The organism is Erwinia sp. 9145, from assembly GCF_000745075.1.
GTDB classification, from domain to species: Bacteria; Pseudomonadota; Gammaproteobacteria; order Enterobacterales; family Enterobacteriaceae; genus Erwinia; species Erwinia oleae.
Window position 1 is genome coordinate 1,389,228 of the sequence record NZ_JQNE01000001.1, and the last position, 17,306, is coordinate 1,406,533.

Sequence of the window (17,306 nt, forward strand, 5' to 3'; positions counted from 1 at the left end):
GGTGTATGCTGAACAAGTCCGATCAGCGCTGGTTAAACCAGTTGAGCCAGCGTAGCGGCCATGCGCGGTGGCGAGCATCCAGCTGATTAATATGTGCGATACGCTCCTGAATAGATCGTAGCAGACAGGGGCCCGTTTCTTTATCCCACTCTGCTCCCGTCAGCAGAGGCAGCGCTTCGTAAACGCTATTTACCGCCCAAATATGGAATTTTTCTTCACGCACGGCGTCAACAACCTCCTGCTGAAGCGAAAGATGTCTCACATTCGCCGCCGGAATGATAACGCCTTGTTTACCATCAAGATTGCGCTGATTACAGATGTGGAAAAAGCCCTCAATCTTTTCATTAAGACCGCCAACGGGCTGGACGCGGCCAAATTGATCGACCGACCCGGTCACGGCAATATGCTGAAAGATGGGCTGACTGGCCAGCGCGCTGATCAACGCACAAAGTTCTGCAAGCGAGGCGCTGTCGCCGTCTACTTCCGAATAGGACTGCTCAAAAACCAGTGATGCAGAGAAGGGAAGCTGTTGATCCAGTTCCAGTTCTGCTATCAACCAGGCCTGCATAATCATCATGCCTTTCGCATGAATATTGCCACCCAGCTCGGCTTTGCGCTCGACGTCGGTGAATTCGCCGTCGCCTACATGCACAACGCAGCTGATACGCGACGGTTCGCCAAAGGCGCGTGGATGACCAGGAAACTCTATCACGGAGAGCGCGTTAATCTGGCCGATGGTTTCGCCTTCGGTTTCAATAACAATCTGATCCAGCAGGATTTCATCACGCACGCGTTCGGCGAGAAAGCCCTCGCGCCAGGCCCGGCTCTCAAGCGCAGATTCAAGATCTTCACCTTTGATTTCAGCATCCGTGCAATACAGCGCCGCATCCTGAAGCTGGCGTGCAATCCACGCGGGACAGAGCGGCAGCGTATCCTGATCGCCGGTATAGCGTACGGCTTCGCGGATCAGTACGGGCCAGACGCTTTCCGCAACCGGCGGCAGGGCTTGGCGCGCGATAAGGGCAAAAACCCATTTGGCCCACAACACCAGCTCTTCCTCGCTGACAATCTGAATGTTCTCTTCAAATTCGCTGTAAATCGCCAGCGCAGTAAGTTCGGGCTCCATCTCCTGAAAATCAGCCAGCGCATCGCGTTCACCGGTCAACACCAGACGGAATTCCATTGGCATTGAAGGAATCGATAAAGGAAGCGGGCGCGTTTCGTCAGGAGAAAGCCATTCGAAGCGCTTGCTGGTCATGATCTGCTTTAAGCGAAGCCAGAGCAACGGCTGTGCCAGCAGGGTGCGAATGGAGAGGATCACTGTTCCGCCGTTCGCGCGGTGAAGCAGGCCTGGTTCAAGTTGAACCCTGTTTTGCTGAAGGCGAACGCAGCCAAAAAGCTGTTCGGCTTCAATCCAGTCAGCACGGTGCACGCCGCCCACGCTGGCAAAATTATCCTGCGCAGAACCGGCTGGCTGCCAGGTCACCGACGCGCCGTCAACGGTATAGCAGCCGCCGTAAATCTCAGGGGCATTGCCGTCGTCAAGCGTGGCAAGCTCATGCTGAAGCAGCGCCTGATAATCAACGGTTTCTGATGTTTTTACCATCATCAGCGGCATGCTTGCTGAGGTTGCCAGCAGCAGTTTTAGCCCGTCAAAAAGACGTGATTGAACCAGCGAAAAACAACTGGGGTCGGCGTCATATGCCTGTGCAAAAAAGGGCAGGATGCTGTCGGTATCAGGCTGTAAGTTACGCCATTCAAGTCGGTTGCTGGTCAAAGTTATCGTATTTATTCTCAATGAAAAGCGGCATTATACAAGATCTTAGTCCGTTAAGCATCGTAGACATACGCCGCTCTTCATGTTGAGATGATAACGATTCTGTTTTATCTGCGGTTGCGTAAGAAAAAACTGTTATTCTAACCCTGTTACGTGGACAGATGAGATTCCGATGAAATATCAGCAACTGGAAAATCTTGAAAGCGGTTGGAAATGGAAATATCTGGTGAAAAAGCACCGGGAAGGCGAGCAGATAACCCGCTATCTGGAGTTCAGTGCGGCGCAGGTTGCCGTAGAAGAATTACTGGCAATGGAAAATCGCCCGGTTGAAGTGCTTGCCTGGATCGAGGAACACATCAACCCTGCGCTGCAAAACAGAATGAAGCAGACCATCCGCGCTCGTCGCAAGCGTCATTTCAATGCCGAGCATCAGCATACACGCAAAAAATCTATCGACCTGGAATATCTGGTGTGGCAGCGCCTGGCAGGCCTCGCGCAGCGCAGAAGCAGCACGCTATCAGAAACTATTGTTCAGCTGATTGAGGATGCTGAAAGAAAAGAGAAATATGCCAGCCAGATGTCATCCCTTAAGCAGGATCTGAAAGCCATACTTGGCAAACCAAATCCATCATAACGGTATTTTCCGCACAATTTTCAGCAAAAAAAAACCCCGCAGCTGCGGGGTTTTTTCTGAATGAGGTAGCTTAGCCCTGAGGCTGAGTCACAACATCTTTGATACCTTTAACTTCGATTTCTACGCGACGATCCGGTGCCAGGCAATCGATCAGGGCGTTACGGCCTTTCACGCTGTCACAGGTGTTGCCGGTAACAGGGTTAGTTTCACCCATACCGCGTGCAGAGATCTTGTTAGAAGGGATGCCTTTAGAAACGAGGTAGTCAACAACAGACTGAGCGCGTTTTTCAGACAGCTTCTGGTTGTACTGGTCAGAACCGATGCGGTCGGTGTAACCCAGAACAACAACGGAACCATCTTTAGGATCCATTGAGCTCAGCTGGGTGTACAGCTGATCCAGAGCCTGCTGACCTTCTGGCTTCAGAGAAGCTTTGTTGAAGGTGAACAGAACGTCAGACTTCAGTGTGAAACGCTTGGTTTCAACAACTGGCGCTGGCGCTGGAGCCGGAGCTGGTGCTGGAGCAGCAGCTTCATCCTGACCAAAGCGGTAAGACACGCCCAGGCTCAGCATGCCGTTATCAGGACGGGTGCCAACAGTCTGCGCATCGCCGATGTTGTTAACCCACTGATAGTCCAGACGCGTTGCCCAGTTTTTGTCCAGCGCATATTCGAAACCTACAGCAGCCAGCGGAGATACGCCGGTGTCGTGGTCGCTGATGCGGTTGCCAGTAGCGGTGTTCTGCTGAGTAGAGTCTGCACGCCATACCATACCACCCAGACGCGTGTACACGTCCAGATCGTCAGCAATTGGGTAGCTCAGTTTAGCAGCCAGCTGAATGCCCTGTGCTTTGAATGCGCCGTTGACGTTGTTGCCTTTGTTAGGCATACGACCCAGCCAGTCATAACCCAGTTCGAAGCCCAGGTATTCGTTAGCCTGATAGCCACCGAATGCACCGGCGCCCAGCTGACTTTCATGAGTTGGGCCATCATTGTTGGTGTAACCGTTACCGTAGTAACCAGTGTCGTGATACTGAGACCAGCCCAGTTTCGCACCGGTATACCAGGTGTTATCTTTTGGGGCGGCCTGCGCTACGGTAGCGAAGCCAGCCAGTGCCACTGCAATTGCGATAGCTGTCTTTTTCATTTTTTGCGCCTCGTTATCATCCAAATAGGCAATGAGCTTTCATTAGCTCTTTGATTAAAATCCTTCGCCGGGTTATGTAAGCTCGATTGTGTCTCATCCAAAAAAGGTGATTATTGAGCACCCTGGCGACGTAAAGTCTACAACGTACCAGCAAAGTTACAAGTAAGATGTTACGTGAGTCAGTAAAAAAAAAGAGGTTTTCTACATAAATTTTCACATTTTCAGTGAAAATTTCTCAGGACTATATGATGCGAAATAGAGCTAACTCCTTGTCCGGCCGCGCCATAGCAATATCAGACGGTTACCGGTACAGGAAATAAAGGGCGCGCTGAGAAAAATCTTATTTTTACTTAATGATACAAAGTTGAGTGAATTTTTAACCCATTAAGCGGTCTTGAAGGCGCACAATTTGCGCGATCCGGACACATGATCAGGCCTAAAGCCTGACCTGAACGCGCAGCCTGTTGAAGTCTGCACCGTTCACTGACCGAAATTTCTTCAGAAATCCAACCCAGCACAACACTGTAATTCCCCGTTTGTAGCGCTTTAATCATTGCTTCAACCGTGGTTATCGTTTGCGTTGGCGGCACCTGCATAACTTTATTCAATGGCAGGCCGGCATCACGTAACCAGTTACGGCTAAGTTTGTGCGGCGGCGTCAACCAGAGCTGCCAGCGCGATTGCGTGCCCAGCTGCTGTAGCAGAGGCAGCAAAAGCAATTGGGTCAGTCCGGGCTGATTTTCACTATAGACGAGTTCGCTAATTAAACCCGGCGCAGCGGAAAAATCAGAGATCGCGCTGGCAGAGGTCTCACTGTACCTGCGGTTAACGCGATGTTTTTTCAGAGAGTGAGTTTGCATGGTAGCTTCGCCTGTAGTGATACTGTATGGATAAACAGTATCCTGTGCGAAACTAAAGATCAACATGAATTTTTTGAAAATGCTTCGCAAAAATGCGATGAAAATGGCCGTAACGCTAATTAGTAATTGAACCTGTAATCGCTATTGCATACTTTCTCTCTTGCATAAGGAAACGCCTTCGGACTCTGGTAGCTGAAGGCAAAAAGGAGAAAAAGATGTATCACTCAAAAATAAAAATAGCACAGGCCAAACAAGAACTTATCGAACTGGGTAATATAGACAGCAGAAGCCAGTTTGGTGGGTACAGTTTAGCGATTGATAAAGTTGTTTTTGCGCTGGTATCGGAAGGAGAGCTCTATCTTCGCGCTTGTGAACAGGTGAAACCCTACCTTATTGAACACAACATGCAGCCGCTATGCCTCAAGAAAAGGGGCATTCCAATTATTCTTGATTACTATCGGGTAGATTCGGAACTGTGGAAAGCGCCCGGGCAGCTTCTGACGCTAAGCCAGTTATGTCTTGAGGGCGCTCGCCAACAGCGTGCGCTTGATTCAAGCAACATAAGGCTGAAGGATTTACCTAACCTCAGTATACGTATCGAACATCAGCTTCGCAGAGTGGGTATTGATACCGTTGAGCGGCTGAAGCAGGAGGGCGCAAAAGCATGTTGGCTCAGATTGCGCGCCAGCAATACCAACCTCAGTCTCAATGTCTTATATGCCCTGGAAGGTGCTATTCGCGGCCATCACTGTCAGGCATTACCCCAGTCAGTGAAAGATGAGCTTTTCTGCTGGTATTGCCAGACGGTGTAAGCGCATATTGCCGCTTTAGCACTGAGTTAATGGTTCTGAATGTGGGTCTTTAATTGCGCTATTTCCGGCAGCAGCGTTACCAGTAATCCGACCTGCTGCAAAATTAATGGCTCTTTTGTTTCAGGATCGGCGTCCAGAATGGCAATCTGATGCGCAAGATCGGCAAGTTGACGCTGTGCCTTCTCTTTATTAATGGGATCGCTATGCAGAATGTCGTCGACATAGCAAACGGCGTCATCCATCAGCGTCAACATTGCCTCCCGGGGAATTTTTTCACGGTGGGCACCTAACGCAGAGATATAACTCAAAAACGAGTGATTCAGACATAACAAGCGAAAGGCTGCCTCCCGAGTACCCGGCAACGTATTTTTTTCTGCTGAAATATTTGACACGACTGAAGCCAGTTCTGCATCGCCGTTATGAGCATCACGCCGCGCAATGCGATAATCAAGGCGATTGTCTTTACCCTGATGGTATTGCACAAGGATGGCATCGAGATAACGGCAATTGGCCTTTAGCGTCCGTTCTGCAACCGAAGAGAGACGTCGAAAGCGCCAGTCCGGCCAGATAAAAGCCACCGCCAGCCAGGCAATGCCGCAGCCGAGAAGCGTATCCACCACGCGCGGCAACGCCACCTCAAAACCTTCACCGAGCAGGTTGAAACAGAAAAGAACCAGCAGGGTAATGAACATCGTGGCATGCGCATATTGTGACTGACGAAATGCGAAAAACAGCACGCCGGAAGCCACAATTAATACAAGCTGACCCTCAACGGAGGGCACCAGCCAGAGTAGCGGCAGGCCCGTAACGATACCTGCCAGCGTACCGGCGATGCGCAGCGCCAGGCGCCGTCGGGTTGCGTTATAGTTTGGCTGGCAAACAAAAAGGCTGGTCAGCAATATCCAGTAGCCGTGTTGCATACCCGTTAGCTGAATAAAGGTGTAGCCAGCGCACAGCAGCAAGGACATCCGCACCGCGTGGCGAAAAAGGGGAGATTCCGGTGAAAGATGTCGACTGAATCGCAGCCTGATATCTGCCCAGCCGTTCAGCCCTTCGCTTGAGAGGGTGTTATCAACGCCTGCGGCCAGAGCCTGTTCAGATTCAACCGTCGCCAACTGTGCGTCTATAGCTTTCAGGTTGTTAAGAAGATAATGCATCGCTTTGATATCGCTGTTTGCCGGCCGGGCTTTTTCCAGACGATCGAGCGTTTCATTCAGATGCAAGAACGCGCGTTCGAAGCGCGGATCGTGTTGATAGGTATCCCGCATTAGAATGCAGCCTGCAAGTTGCTGACAGGCTCTTGACTGCATAGAGAGCAGGCGCTGGAAGCGAAACAAAACGTCGCTGTCGCGATATTCATGGCGCAACGCATGATATTGCGCGTGAGAGGAGCTGACACGCTCATGAATATCCTGCGCAATGAAATAGTAGTGCAGCGTTCTGCGGGTGCCGCGCTGGCCGCGATCGCCGCGCAGGCGGGACTGAATGGAGTTTTTTGCCTGATTAAGCGTAGCCACGAGCTTGCCGTTGGCCATCGCCATTTCAATCAGTGACGGGCTGTCATCCTCTAAATCGGGATCGAACAATCCTGCCTTCGCTTCCAGGCATACCGCCAGTTCTTCAAAGCAGCGCGCCATGTTTTCCTGAAGCGGGCGTACCGGAAAAATGAGGTGTCCGGCCAGCGTCAGCAGGTTGTACCAGATGGCACCCGTCAGCAAAAGAATGGGTTGCACATACCACTGTGGAAAGAGCTGAATGCCCAGCAGCGTATAAATGGCGATCAGCAGCGCACCAAAGGCGATGGTGGCATAGCGCTGCCCCAGCGAACCTAAAAGGATAAATCCCCAGGTGGATACCGCCAGCCCCAGCGTAAACAGCCACGGCGTCGGGGCAAGCAGCTCAACAGAAACCGAGGCAACGCAAAAGCATACAAGTGTAATCAACAGGTTGCGCAGTCTGCCCGCCAGGCGGTCGTCCAAATCTGCCAGCGCCGCCGCCACCACTCCAAGCGTAAGGGGGATGGTCCACGTTATCTGATCCATAAACCAGGGCACGCTCGCCGTACCCGCAAGCGCAAAGAAAATTCGCAGGTTGTAGAAAAGCGCGCTGTTATAAGCATACCGACGCAGGCCGGAGGTAAACGTTAGGCGCATGTCGATCTCAGTTAAAACGGCTGCGGGCGTTTGCCTCGCGAGCGGCCTGAGCCACTTCCACTGAAACCACGCGGCGCCCTACGGGCCACAAAGCAATGGCGGCAATTTTAAAATGCGCAATACCGACAGGAATACCGATTAACGTCAGGCACTGCGCTATACCAGTGAGGACATGTAAGATGCACAGCCACCAGCCAAAAAAGATCAGCCAGATAATATTCAGCAGGCTGCCGCTGGTGCTCAGCAGAGCATTTTTTCTGTCCGGATAGAGCGCATCAACGTGTACCGCTTCATTGCCGTAGGGCAGAAGGGATAGTTTGGTTATCTCCCAACAGGAGCGGGTTAACGGTAGGGTAAAAACAAAAACAATGCTGGCTACCGTGGCAAACAGCCAGCAGAGCGTGAGGAAAAATCCACCCAAAAAGAAATTCAGAACATTTAAAACGGTACGCATAGTAGTTTCCCTGGAACGTGCAGAACGCAATGCGCTGATTGTACCGCGTTTTAAGGCTGGAGCGGTACACTGTGGACGGGTAAACTAGCGCCAGAACCGTTAACAGCAGCCAGGGTCTCTTCATGGAACTGAAAGCAACATCGTTGGGTAAGCATCTGGCGCAGCATCCATACAACCGTGTGCGGCTGCTGACCGCTGGCGTTGAAGTCAGCGGAGAGAAGCATCAATACCTGATCCCGTTCAATCAACTGCTGGACATCACGTGCAAACGCGGCCTGGTGTGGGGCGAGCTGGAATTTACCCTGCCGGACAAAAAAGTTGTGAGACTACACGGCACGGAATGGCAGGAAACCCAACGCTTTTATCATGTGCTAAGCCAGCAGTGGCGGCGCTGGAGCGAAGAGATGAGCGCGGTCGCAGCAGGTGTTCTGGATGAGCAGGTGACAAAACTCAGCGGGTTTGAACAGCAGGACAAGTGGCTGAAACGTAAAGATATGGCGGGGTGCCGTGAGAGCATTCTTCAGGCATTTGCGTCGCTACCGTTACCCACGTCGCGCCTGGACGCGTTCGATAACTGCCGGGAAGCTTATCATCACTGCCTGCAATGGCTGGACAGCAGTGAAGCAACGCGACAGAAGAGAAACGCTCAATGGACTGAAAAAATGCTCGACGCGCATGCTGACTTTTTCAACCATGTAGAAACTTCACCTCTCAATGCCTCTCAGGCAAAAGCGGTGGTCAACGGCGAAGAGGCGCTGCTGGTGCTGGCAGGCGCGGGCAGCGGCAAAACGTCGGTACTGGTCGCGCGCGCAGGATGGTTGCTGCTTCGTAAGCAGGCGACGCCGCAGGAGATCCTTCTGCTGGCCTTCGGGCGCAAAGCCGCTGAAGAGATGAACGAGCGTATCAGCGCGCGTCTTGATGCCAAAGGCATTGAAGCGCGAACATTTCATTCGCTCGCGCTGAACATTATTCAGCAGGGCAGCAATAAAGCGCCCGCTATCAGCAGGCTGGAAACTGACACCGCGCTGCGCCATAAATTACTTATTGATACCTGGCGTCAGCAGTGTAGCGAGAAAAAAGCGCACGCCAACGGCTGGCGTCACTGGTTACAGGACGAGCTGGACTGGACCTCGGATGAAAGCGCCTTCTGGCAGGACGATCGGCTTGCCGGCAGGCTGGCGGGACGGCTTGAGCGCTGGCTTGGGCTGATGCGGATGCACGGCGGCGCGCAGGCAGCAATGATTGACTCTGCGCCTGAGGAGGTTCGCGAGCTGTTCAGCAAACGCGTAAAACTGATGGCGCCCATCATGAAAGCCTGGAAAGGCGCGCTAAAAGAAGAGGGCGCGGTTGATTTCTCAGGGCTTATCCATCAGGCGGTGAACATCCTTGATAAGGGACGTTTCATCAGTCCCTGGAAGCATATTCTGGTTGATGAATTTCAGGATATTTCACCGCAGCGCGCGGCGCTGTTGACGGCACTGAGAAGACAAAACAAACAAACCACGCTGTTTGCTGTGGGGGATGACTGGCAGGCCATCTATCGCTTCAGCGGTGCGGAAATGACGCTAACCACCGCTTTTCATCACTATTTTGGCGAAGGCGATCGTTGCGTACTGGATACGACTTACCGGTTCAACGATCGCATTGGTGAAAAAGCCAATGGCTTTATCCAGCGCAATCCGCATCAGTTAAAAAAAGCGCTGAACAGTCTGAGCAAAGGCAATAAAAAGTCCATTTCACTGCTGCCTGAATCCCAGCTGGAAGACCTGCTTAATAAAATTAGCGGTTATGCCCGGCCAGAGGAGCGGGTTTTGATCCTCGCGCGTTATCATTTTCTGCGCCCTGCGCTGATGGACAAAGCAAAAACCCGCTGGCCAAAACTTAAAGTTGAATTTTTAACTATCCATGCCAGTAAAGGACAGCAGGCGGATTATGTATTGCTGCTTGGATTAGAAGAGGGCCGGGAAGGATTTCCGGCACCGACGCGGGAATCGGTAATCGAGCAGGCCCTGCTCCCAACGCCGGAAGATTTTCCCGATGCGGAGGAGCGCCGGCTTGCCTATGTCGCGATTACACGCGCAAAGCAGCAGGTGTGGCTGCTTTACAATAAAGAAAATCCGTCGGTATTTGTTGAAGAACTCAGGCAGCTCGGCGTGCCGATACTGCGCAGGCCCTAGCGCAGCTACTTCAGGCGCTCTGCAAGATAGCGCTGATAATCAGGAATGCTGATATCAATCTGCTGTGCAAAAAGCGGCGAATGGATAATAAAATCGGCGGTGCTGCGGTTTGTGGCCACCGGGATATTCCAGACGGTTGCCAGCCGCAGCAGGGCTTTAACATCAGGATCGTGCGGAACGGCATTCAGCGGATCCCAAAAGAAGAACAGTACATCAATTTTCGATTCAGAGATTAGCGCCCCCACCTGCTGATCGCCACCCATCGGGCCGCTGAGCATCGCTTCAACCGGCAGGCCGGTTGCACGTTGAATAAGATTGCCTGTGGTGCCCGTCGCATAAAGAGTATGCGCTTTCAGCACGTCTTTATGGATATCAACCCACTGCATCAGCGACGTTTTGCAATGATCGTGCGCAACCAGCGCGATGTGTTTTTTCTTCTGAATTGTACGGGTGGTAAGATCCATGCCGGTTTCCTGGTTCGTGGCAGATGACGACAGAACAGGTCTGCCCAATCGCGTATCGAGTTTAGGCTGTCAAACGACAGACATCAACTGGTTCGCAGCGCCTGCATCAGCAGAACCAGGCGTTGACGCGTGGCGGAGTCCACCTGACGATACCAGAGCTGAAGCAGACGACCGGTAGGATGCTCCATGCTTACCATGTCGGTGGACATATCGTCAGCCGGCGCGTTGGAGAGATGGGGTTGGGCAAAACGCGGAACGGAAGCAACGTTACGCTGAAGATTATAGGCGATCATCGCCTGTTCGAAGTTGCTCTCATTACTCGAAAGATAATCACGCTGGCTATTGATGGTCGCGCCGTGCTCGTCAATCAATTCAAAAGAAGGATGTTTATCAAAGGCTTTCCCCTGCTGGAGCGTCTCCAGCGGCGGCAGTTTGATAGCGATTGATTCTGCCTGGGCTGTAAACGTTACAATCTGCGGAACAGAGATCCATGATGAGCCCCTGTGCGAATTTTTTTGCAGATCCTTTTCAACGCGAAACAGTAGTTGATGCTGCCCGCGATCAAGCTCCAGGCCGTCGGCACCTTTGAGTAGCGAACCGGAAATTTTACGTCCATCAAGGACCAACAGGTCAATATCCGAAGCGAGCTTAAGGGTGGTTGCCTGCGAAGATGCCGCAGTTACCATTATCAATAAGCCTGCCATGACCAGACGCAGCTTCATTCTTTCTCCAATGCGCAGCAGTGCGTAAGCGCTGAATGTATCAATTTTTTTCAGTAAAGCAGAATGTTTACATTTTAACATATTTATTTGTGCGGTATGGCCTTATTTTTTGCTGTTATGACGCTGGTTTATTCCATAAATGCTGTCAGCGCATAGACTAAAAGGGAAGGTCATAAGGAGAAAGTCATGAATGATAAAATGATTGCTGAACTGCTGACATCTACGCACCATATCGCGCTGGTTGGGGCGAGCGATAAAACCCATCGGGCAAGCTATGGCGTAATGAAGTGGCTGCTTTCGCAAGGTTATAAAGTGACGCCGGTGAGTCCAAAGCTTGACGGGCAGATGCTGTTGGGGCAGAGAGTTTATAGCAGCCTGGAAGAGATCCCCGAAGCGGTGGATATGGTGGATGTTTTCAGAAACAGCGAAGCGGCGTATGGCGTGGCGCAGGAAGCGATTGCCATCGGGGCAAAATCGCTCTGGTTACAGCTGGGCGTCATCAATCAGCAGGCTGCTGAACTGGCAGAAAAAGCCGGACTGAAAGTCGTGATGGATCGCTGTCCTAAGATCGAAATTCCACGCCTTGGTCTTGAAAAGCGCTGAGTAAAAACCCCGCCCGGCGGGGTTTTGTTAATTTCTGAGACGAGGCGCCTGAAGCTGATGACGTATTGAGGCCGCCAATTCATCCATCGAAGGTTGTTCAGGATGCCCGTCCGGCTGCTCCCAGGATAGCTGTGCTTCAGCCAGATAGGTCTGGACAGTCATACCGTCTTCATCCTCAATCACCACGTGATACCAGGGCGCATTACGCAGCGATTCGCTTTCGGCGAGATCATCGTGCGAATCCTCCAGGGAATAGTGTGGATCGACATCAACCACAACACCTAAAAAACCCAACAGCCTGTGGCGAACCTGCTGACCCGGGCCAAATTTGCTGGTAATCATTGTGACCTCCTGTAAAACATGCACACCTCTGAAATGGGGACAAAGGCGGCGTTTTCAAGTCACAGTACGCGGCAGGCAAATCCTTTTAAATAGAGTCCTTCCGGGTAGCTGGCGATGACCGGATGATCTGCCGACTGCCGGAACTGTTCTATAAATTGTACGTCACGCTGCGCATCCAGCGCGGCGTCGGCGATGATTTTTTGAAAAAGATCCGTTGGCATCAGCCCGGAACAGGAGAACGTTAACAGCGTTCCTCCTGGTTTAAGTAACTGTATCGCCAACATATTTATATCTTTATAACCCCGGCAGGCGCCCGCAAGCTGATTCTTGTTTTCTACAAACTTGGGCGGATCCATCACAATAAGATCGAACTGCTCGCCTTCTTCGCGATAGCGGCGCAGCAGCTTAAAGACGTCATCGCGCACGAACTCCGCTTTAGACAGGTCTAAGTGGTTAAGCTCGACGTTTTGCCTGGCGACATCAAGCGCGGCCTGGGAGGTGTCAACGCTGATGACCTGCTGGCAGTTGCCCATCAGCGCTGAAACGGCAAATCCCCCGGTATAGGAGAAACAGTTCAGGACGCGACCACCTTCAGCATAGCGACGCGTGGCCAGGCGACTGTCGCGCTGGTCAAGGTAATAACCCGTTTTATGGCCGGTTTGAATATCCACCAGAAGCTTCATTCCATGCTCGGTGATGGGCAACAACGCAGGCGGCATATCGCCCAGCACCACGCCTGAGGTGAGCGGCAGCCCCTCTTTTTTACGCACGGAGACGTCTGAACGGTCGTAAATCGCGCAGGAGGGGTAGCAACGTTGAAGGGCAGTGATGAGCGTCGCGCGCTGATACTCGGCACCCGCCGAAAGCAGTTGCAGCACCAGAAAATTACCAAAGCGATCGATAGTAATGCCGGGCAGACCGTCCGATTCGCCTGCAATCAGGCGATAGCTGTCCAGGTTATCGCGTTGGGCCAGCCAGTCGCGAAGCCGCTGTGCGGTCGTCAGACGACGCACGAAAAATTCGGTATCGACAGCCTCGTCCTGCTGCCAGCTCCAGGCGCGGGCACGAATTTGCGAAGAGGGCGACCAGGCGGCACGGGCCAGCCAGTTACCGTGGCTGTCGCAGACGTCAATAGTTTCGCCAGAGCTGGCCTGGCCTTCAAGGCGGGCAACAGCGCCAGAGAAAATCCAGGGATGGCGACGCAGTAAGGACTTTTCACGTCCTTTGGCAAGAATCAAACGAGCGGTCATATTTGCTATGCTTAAAGTCAGAAAAACAGGCGCTATTGTCCGGTGCCTGGCGACAAATTGCAAACTACGTCTCTGCCGGAGGAGTGTATGACAACTGTATGTACGCGTGCCTGGGTGCACGGCCTTGTTCAGGGCGTTGGATTTCGCTACAGCACGCAGCATGAAGCAAAATCGCTGGGAGTGAAGGGCTACGCAAAAAACCTTGATGACGGTAGCGTCGAGGTGCTGGCGTGCGGCGAAGCAGAGCAGGTAGAAGCGCTGATTGCGTGGTTAAAAGCAGGCGGGCCACGCAGCGCGCGGGTAGATAAGGTGTTGTGTGAACCGCATCAGCCGCGCGATGAGCACGCGGGTTTCACCACGCGCTAGAGGCACTTTGCCGGTTTTGGCAGGCCGGCAATTTTCGTTGCCTGTTTTGCCGGCCCCTCAGGGAACAGGCGGAACAGGTAACGGCTGTTCCCTTTCTCTTCGCCGTACTTTTGCGCCATCGCCTTGACCAGCATTCTTACCGCAGGCGAGGTATTGAACTCCAGATAGAACGCACGAACGAAATGCACAACTTCCCAGTGAGCATCGGTTAGCGTAATGCCTTCCTCTTCTGCCAGCAGCGGCGCCAGCGCCTCATGCCAGTCATTGATGGATTTCAGATAACCCTGCGCATCTCGCTCGATACGCTTACCGTCAAATAACACCGTCTTTCTCCTGCATTGAAATCATCCGCAAGTTTATCAAAATTTCCTGCTGCAAAAAACAAAGCCCCGCATGGCGGGGCTTTATGTTTTGCTGAGGCAATCAGTTATTACGAGACAGACCGAAGATGCTTAGCAGGCTGACAAATATATTATAAAGGGAGACGTACAGGCTGACCGTAGCACGAATGTAGTTGGTTTCGCCGCCGTGGATAATGTTGCTGGTTTCCCACAGGATCGCGCCGGAAGAGAACAGCACGAACATCACGCTGATCGCCAGATGCAGCGCAGGAATGTGTAAGAACAGGTTAGCCACCACCGCGACCAGCAGCACCACAAAACCGGCCATCATCATGCCGCCGAGGAAAGACATGTCTTTACGGGTCGTCAGCACGTAGGCCGAGCAGCAGAAGAACACCAGCGCGGTGCCGCCCAGCGCCAGCCCGATGACGTCGCCCATGCCCGCAGACAGCAGCGCGTTTAGCATTGGGCCCAGGCTGTAGCCCAGAAAACCGGTGAAGGCGAAAGCAGCAAGAATGCCTGCCGGACTGTCAGCCAGGCGATAAGTCAGAAACATCAATCCGTAAAAACCGGCAAGCATCAGCAGCAGGCCGGGAGCGGGCAGAGCAAAGACGGTGCTCAGCGTTGCCGTTACGGCAGAAAACGCCAGCGTCAGGCCCAGCAGGAAGTAGGTATTGCGCAAAACCTTGTGCGTAGAGATTAACGAGCGCTCGCGTGCGCCAGTAACAATGCGATCCATATAAATGCCTCTCAGGGTCATTAAATCAGCGTTGAGAATAAGGAGCGGAGCGCGGGAGGGGAAGGCGTTTTACCCTTCTTTACGCCGCAGGTTGCCGCTTCCTTACTCCGTGTGGTGAAAATAGCGCCAAACGAAACAGAGTTGACGTTTTTTCAGGCGGTTGAGACAAAACTTGCTTTACATGATTGGGGTGGATTGTTTATAGTGCGCCTCATTGCGGAGGGGTGGCCGAGTGGCTGAAGGCACCGGTCTTGAAAACCGGCGACGGGAAACCGTTCGAGAGTTCGAATCTCTCCTCCTCCGCCATCAAATTTAACGGGTCAGCAGCGTGCTGGCCCGTTTTGCTTTCTGCAATTAATCCAACATTCTCTTCATACATGCCTTGCTGTAAAAAATCATATAAAAGCGCATAAATTCAACAAAGTAAGCAAAATCGTGCTTGGCAAAGCTGTCGTGTTACTTTATACTGCGCGCCATCAGTTGCCTGACGCGTTAAACCGTCCTGTTGCTGATAAAAGTGCGGAGGGGTGGCCGAGTGGCTGAAGGCACCGGTCTTGAAAACCGGCGACGGGAAACCGTTCGAGAGTTCGAATCTCTCCTCCTCCGCCAGCACATTTAACGGGTCGGCAAATTGCCGGCCCGTTTTGCTTTCCGGCGTTCACTCAGCGCGGCCCGCCAGCCACAGGATTGTTAATCACTCCTAAAATATCCCTTTCCTTTTCAATCTCCTGATGCGTCAGAACGGTAAAAGCGATACTCTGCTATATTCTCACTATGACGGGCAGCGGGTCCGTTTTCTCTGGAATAGCGTTACGAGTATTATGAAGTTTGTTGCTGTCTTATCCTCTTAACAGCACGCTCCACACGCACGGATCATTTACCTATAAACGACGGAAAAAAACATGATTAAAAAGCTTAGTCTCTGCGCGTTAGCGGTTTGCTCGGCGCTTACCGGGGTTTCAGCCTCAGCCGCCGAGGGTGATTACCAGCTTGAGCAGGTTTTAATGATGAGCCGCCACAACCTACGCGCGCCGCTGGCTGATAACGGGAGCGTGCTGGCGCAGTCAACAAAAAAAGCCTGGCCGAAATGGGATGTGCCGGGCGGTCAACTGACCACCAAAGGCGGCGTACTTGAAGTCTATATGGGGCGTTATACGCGCGAATGGCTGGCCCAACAGGGGCTGGTCAAAGATGGCGAATGCCCGGGCAGCGATACTGTTTACGCTTACGCTAACAGCCTGCAACGCACCGTCGCAACCGCGCAGTTCTTTATTACCGGCGCCTTCCCGGGCTGCGACGTGCCTGTCACGCATCAGGATGCGATGGGCGAAATGGATCCGGTATTCAATCCGGTCGTGACGGACGGCAGTGAAGAATTCAACAAAAAAGCGCTGACCGCTATGAACAGCGCCGACGAAAAGCAGTCGCTGAAGCCTGCTTTCCAGCGTCTGGAAAAGATTATCGACTATAAGAACGCCGCCGCATGCGAGGGTAAAAAGCAGTGCGATCTCTCTGGTGAAAAACAGAATCAATTCAGCGCAGAAAATGGCAAAGAGCCTGGCGTTTCCGGGCCGTTAAAGGTGGGCAACTCGCTGGTTGACGCCTTCACGTTGCAATATTATGAAGGCATGCCGCTGGATCAGGTGGCGTGGGGGCAAATCAAAACCCCGGAACAGTGGAAAGAGCTGTCGGCGATTAAAAATGCCTATCAGGACACGCTGTTTACCTCGCCAGAGGTTGCGCGTAACGTCGCAGCGCCGCTGGTTGACTATATCCGCAGCATGCTGGTTGATGAAGACCAGGCCGCTGCGCCGAAAGTGACGCTGATGGTCGGGCATGATTCAAACATCGCCTCGCTGCTGACCGCGCTGGATTTCAAATCTTATACGTTGCCGGATCAAAATGAGCGGACGCCTATTGGCGGCATGATCCAGTTTCAGCGCTGGCACGATAAGAAAAATGATAAAGAACTGGTGAAGGTTGAATATGTTTACCAGAGCAGCGATCAGCTGCGCGATGCCACACCGCTGTCGCTGGAGACGCCGCCAAAACGCGTCACGCTACAAATGAACGGCTGCCCCACCGATGCGAACGGTTTCTGTTCCTGGGATCAGTTTACTCAGGTGCTGAACAAAGCGATTGAAGGCACGCCAATGGCGGCTAACGTTGCTGAAAGCGTTAAACCAGCAGCGAAAGAGGCGACAGAGCAGAAGGACAACGCGGCAAAAGCGCCCGCAGGCGATGCAGCGCCAGCCGACGCAGTAAAAAGCGCCGAGCCTGCCCCTGCTGATAAAGCTGCTGCTGACAAAGCGGCAGCAGAGAAAGCTGCCAAAGAGAAAGCGGATGCCGACAAGGCTGCAAAAGACAAAGCGGATGCTGAAAAGAATAAAACCGCTCAGCCGCAGGCAGCGCAGAAATCATCCTGATGAGGCGCAAATGAAAAAGAAAAAGCCGACGAATACGTCGGC

17 protein-coding genes and 2 tRNA genes are annotated in these 17,306 nt (G+C 52.6%); 8 read left to right on the forward strand and 11 right to left on the reverse strand.

Features of this window, described 5'->3' with window-relative positions; genetic code table 11:
* Positions 1–22: 22 nt before the first annotated feature.
* Positions 23–1,777 (reverse strand): Lon protease family protein, encoded by a 1,755-nt coding sequence (locus FA91_RS06815; protein WP_034913886.1) that lies wholly within the window; start codon positions 1,775–1,777, stop codon positions 23–25.
* Between the two features lie 172 nt (positions 1,778–1,949).
* Here FA91_RS06815 and matP point away from each other — a divergent pair, with 172 nt between their 5' ends.
* The gene (gene matP, locus FA91_RS06820; protein WP_034913889.1) at positions 1,950–2,411 is read left to right on the forward strand and encodes a macrodomain Ter protein MatP; all 462 of its coding nucleotides are present in this window, start codon (positions 1,950–1,952) and stop codon (positions 2,409–2,411) included.
* Positions 2,412–2,481: 70 nt separating this feature from the next.
* Here matP and ompA read toward each other — a convergent pair whose 3' ends face one another.
* Together ompA and sulA are read right to left on the reverse strand one after the other, a co-directional pair.
* Entirely contained in the window at positions 2,482–3,555 is a 1,074-nt protein-coding gene (gene ompA / locus FA91_RS06825; protein ID WP_034913892.1) for a porin OmpA, read from the reverse strand.
* Between the two features lie 350 nt (positions 3,556–3,905).
* Positions 3,906–4,415, reverse strand: coding sequence for an SOS-induced cell division inhibitor SulA (gene sulA / locus FA91_RS06830; RefSeq protein ID WP_034913895.1), 510 nt, complete (start codon positions 4,413–4,415; stop codon positions 3,906–3,908).
* Positions 4,416–4,630: 215 nt separating this feature from the next.
* On the opposite strand from sulA, the gene FA91_RS06835 reads away from it, so the two are divergent.
* Positions 4,631–5,227, forward strand: a complete 597-nt coding sequence (locus FA91_RS06835; protein WP_034913897.1) for a TfoX/Sxy family DNA transformation protein — start codon at positions 4,631–4,633, stop codon at positions 5,225–5,227.
* 26 nt (positions 5,228–5,253) lie between these two features.
* Here the strand turns inward: FA91_RS06835 and yccS are convergent, their stop codons facing one another.
* Both yccS and FA91_RS06845 read right to left on the reverse strand, forming a co-directional pair.
* Positions 5,254–7,380, reverse strand: coding sequence for a YccS family putative transporter (gene yccS, locus FA91_RS06840; protein WP_034913900.1), 2,127 nt, complete (start codon positions 7,378–7,380; stop codon positions 5,254–5,256).
* A 7-nt stretch (positions 7,381–7,387) separates the two neighbouring features.
* Positions 7,388–7,834 (reverse strand): YccF domain-containing protein, encoded by a 447-nt coding sequence (locus FA91_RS06845; RefSeq protein ID WP_034913903.1) that lies wholly within the window; start codon positions 7,832–7,834, stop codon positions 7,388–7,390.
* A gap of 122 nt (positions 7,835–7,956) precedes the next feature.
* Here FA91_RS06845 and helD point away from each other — a divergent pair, with 122 nt between their 5' ends.
* On the forward strand, positions 7,957–10,011 hold the full coding sequence (gene helD / locus FA91_RS06850) for a DNA helicase IV (RefSeq protein ID WP_034913907.1): 2,055 nt from the start codon (positions 7,957–7,959) through the stop codon (positions 10,009–10,011).
* A gap of 5 nt (positions 10,012–10,016) precedes the next feature.
* Here the strand turns inward: helD and mgsA are convergent, their stop codons facing one another.
* Entirely contained in the window at positions 10,017–10,475 is a 459-nt protein-coding gene (gene mgsA, locus FA91_RS06855; protein WP_034913910.1) for a methylglyoxal synthase, read from the reverse strand.
* 83 nt (positions 10,476–10,558) lie between these two features.
* Positions 10,559–11,197: a DUF2057 family protein gene (locus FA91_RS06860; protein WP_034919046.1), complete on the reverse strand. Its 639-nt coding sequence runs from the start codon at positions 11,195–11,197 to the stop codon at positions 10,559–10,561.
* 186 nt (positions 11,198–11,383) lie between these two features.
* Here FA91_RS06860 and FA91_RS06865 point away from each other — a divergent pair, with 186 nt between their 5' ends.
* Positions 11,384–11,800, forward strand: a complete 417-nt coding sequence (locus FA91_RS06865; RefSeq protein WP_034913911.1) for a CoA-binding protein — start codon at positions 11,384–11,386, stop codon at positions 11,798–11,800.
* 27 nt (positions 11,801–11,827) lie between these two features.
* On the opposite strand, the gene hspQ is transcribed toward FA91_RS06865, so the two are convergent.
* Both hspQ and rlmI read right to left on the reverse strand, forming a co-directional pair.
* Entirely contained in the window at positions 11,828–12,142 is a 315-nt protein-coding gene (gene hspQ / locus FA91_RS06870) for a heat shock protein HspQ (protein WP_034913912.1), read from the reverse strand.
* Between the two features lie 59 nt (positions 12,143–12,201).
* Positions 12,202–13,392 carry a 23S rRNA (cytosine(1962)-C(5))-methyltransferase RlmI gene (rlmI, locus tag FA91_RS06875; RefSeq protein WP_034913914.1) on the reverse strand — a complete coding sequence of 397 codons (1,191 nt, stop codon included), beginning with the start codon at positions 13,390–13,392 and terminating at the stop codon, positions 12,202–12,204.
* Between the two features lie 87 nt (positions 13,393–13,479).
* Between rlmI and yccX the strand changes: the two genes are divergently transcribed.
* Positions 13,480–13,758: an acylphosphatase gene (yccX, locus tag FA91_RS06880; RefSeq protein WP_034913917.1), complete on the forward strand. Its 279-nt coding sequence runs from the start codon at positions 13,480–13,482 to the stop codon at positions 13,756–13,758.
* Here yccX and FA91_RS06885 read toward each other — a convergent pair.
* Positions 13,755–14,081 carry a TusE/DsrC/DsvC family sulfur relay protein gene (locus FA91_RS06885; RefSeq protein WP_034913919.1) on the reverse strand — a complete coding sequence of 109 codons (327 nt, stop codon included), beginning with the start codon at positions 14,079–14,081 and terminating at the stop codon, positions 13,755–13,757. The genes yccX and FA91_RS06885 overlap by 4 nt on opposite strands.
* 100 nt (positions 14,082–14,181) lie before the next feature.
* Positions 14,182–14,838, reverse strand: coding sequence for an FtsH protease modulator YccA (gene yccA / locus FA91_RS06890; RefSeq protein WP_034913922.1), 657 nt, complete (start codon positions 14,836–14,838; stop codon positions 14,182–14,184).
* Positions 14,839–15,056: 218 nt separating this feature from the next.
* On the opposite strand from yccA, the gene FA91_RS06895 reads away from it, so the two are divergent.
* From FA91_RS06895 to agp, 3 genes are all read left to right on the forward strand, one after another.
* Positions 15,057–15,144: transfer RNA gene (locus tag FA91_RS06895), tRNA-Ser, on the forward strand.
* Between the two features lie 215 nt (positions 15,145–15,359).
* Positions 15,360–15,447: transfer RNA gene (locus tag FA91_RS06900), tRNA-Ser, on the forward strand.
* A 293-nt stretch (positions 15,448–15,740) separates the two neighbouring features.
* Positions 15,741–17,264 (forward strand): bifunctional glucose-1-phosphatase/inositol phosphatase, encoded by a 1,524-nt coding sequence (gene agp, locus FA91_RS06905; protein WP_034919047.1) that lies wholly within the window; start codon positions 15,741–15,743, stop codon positions 17,262–17,264.
* Positions 17,265–17,306 lie beyond the last annotated feature (42 nt).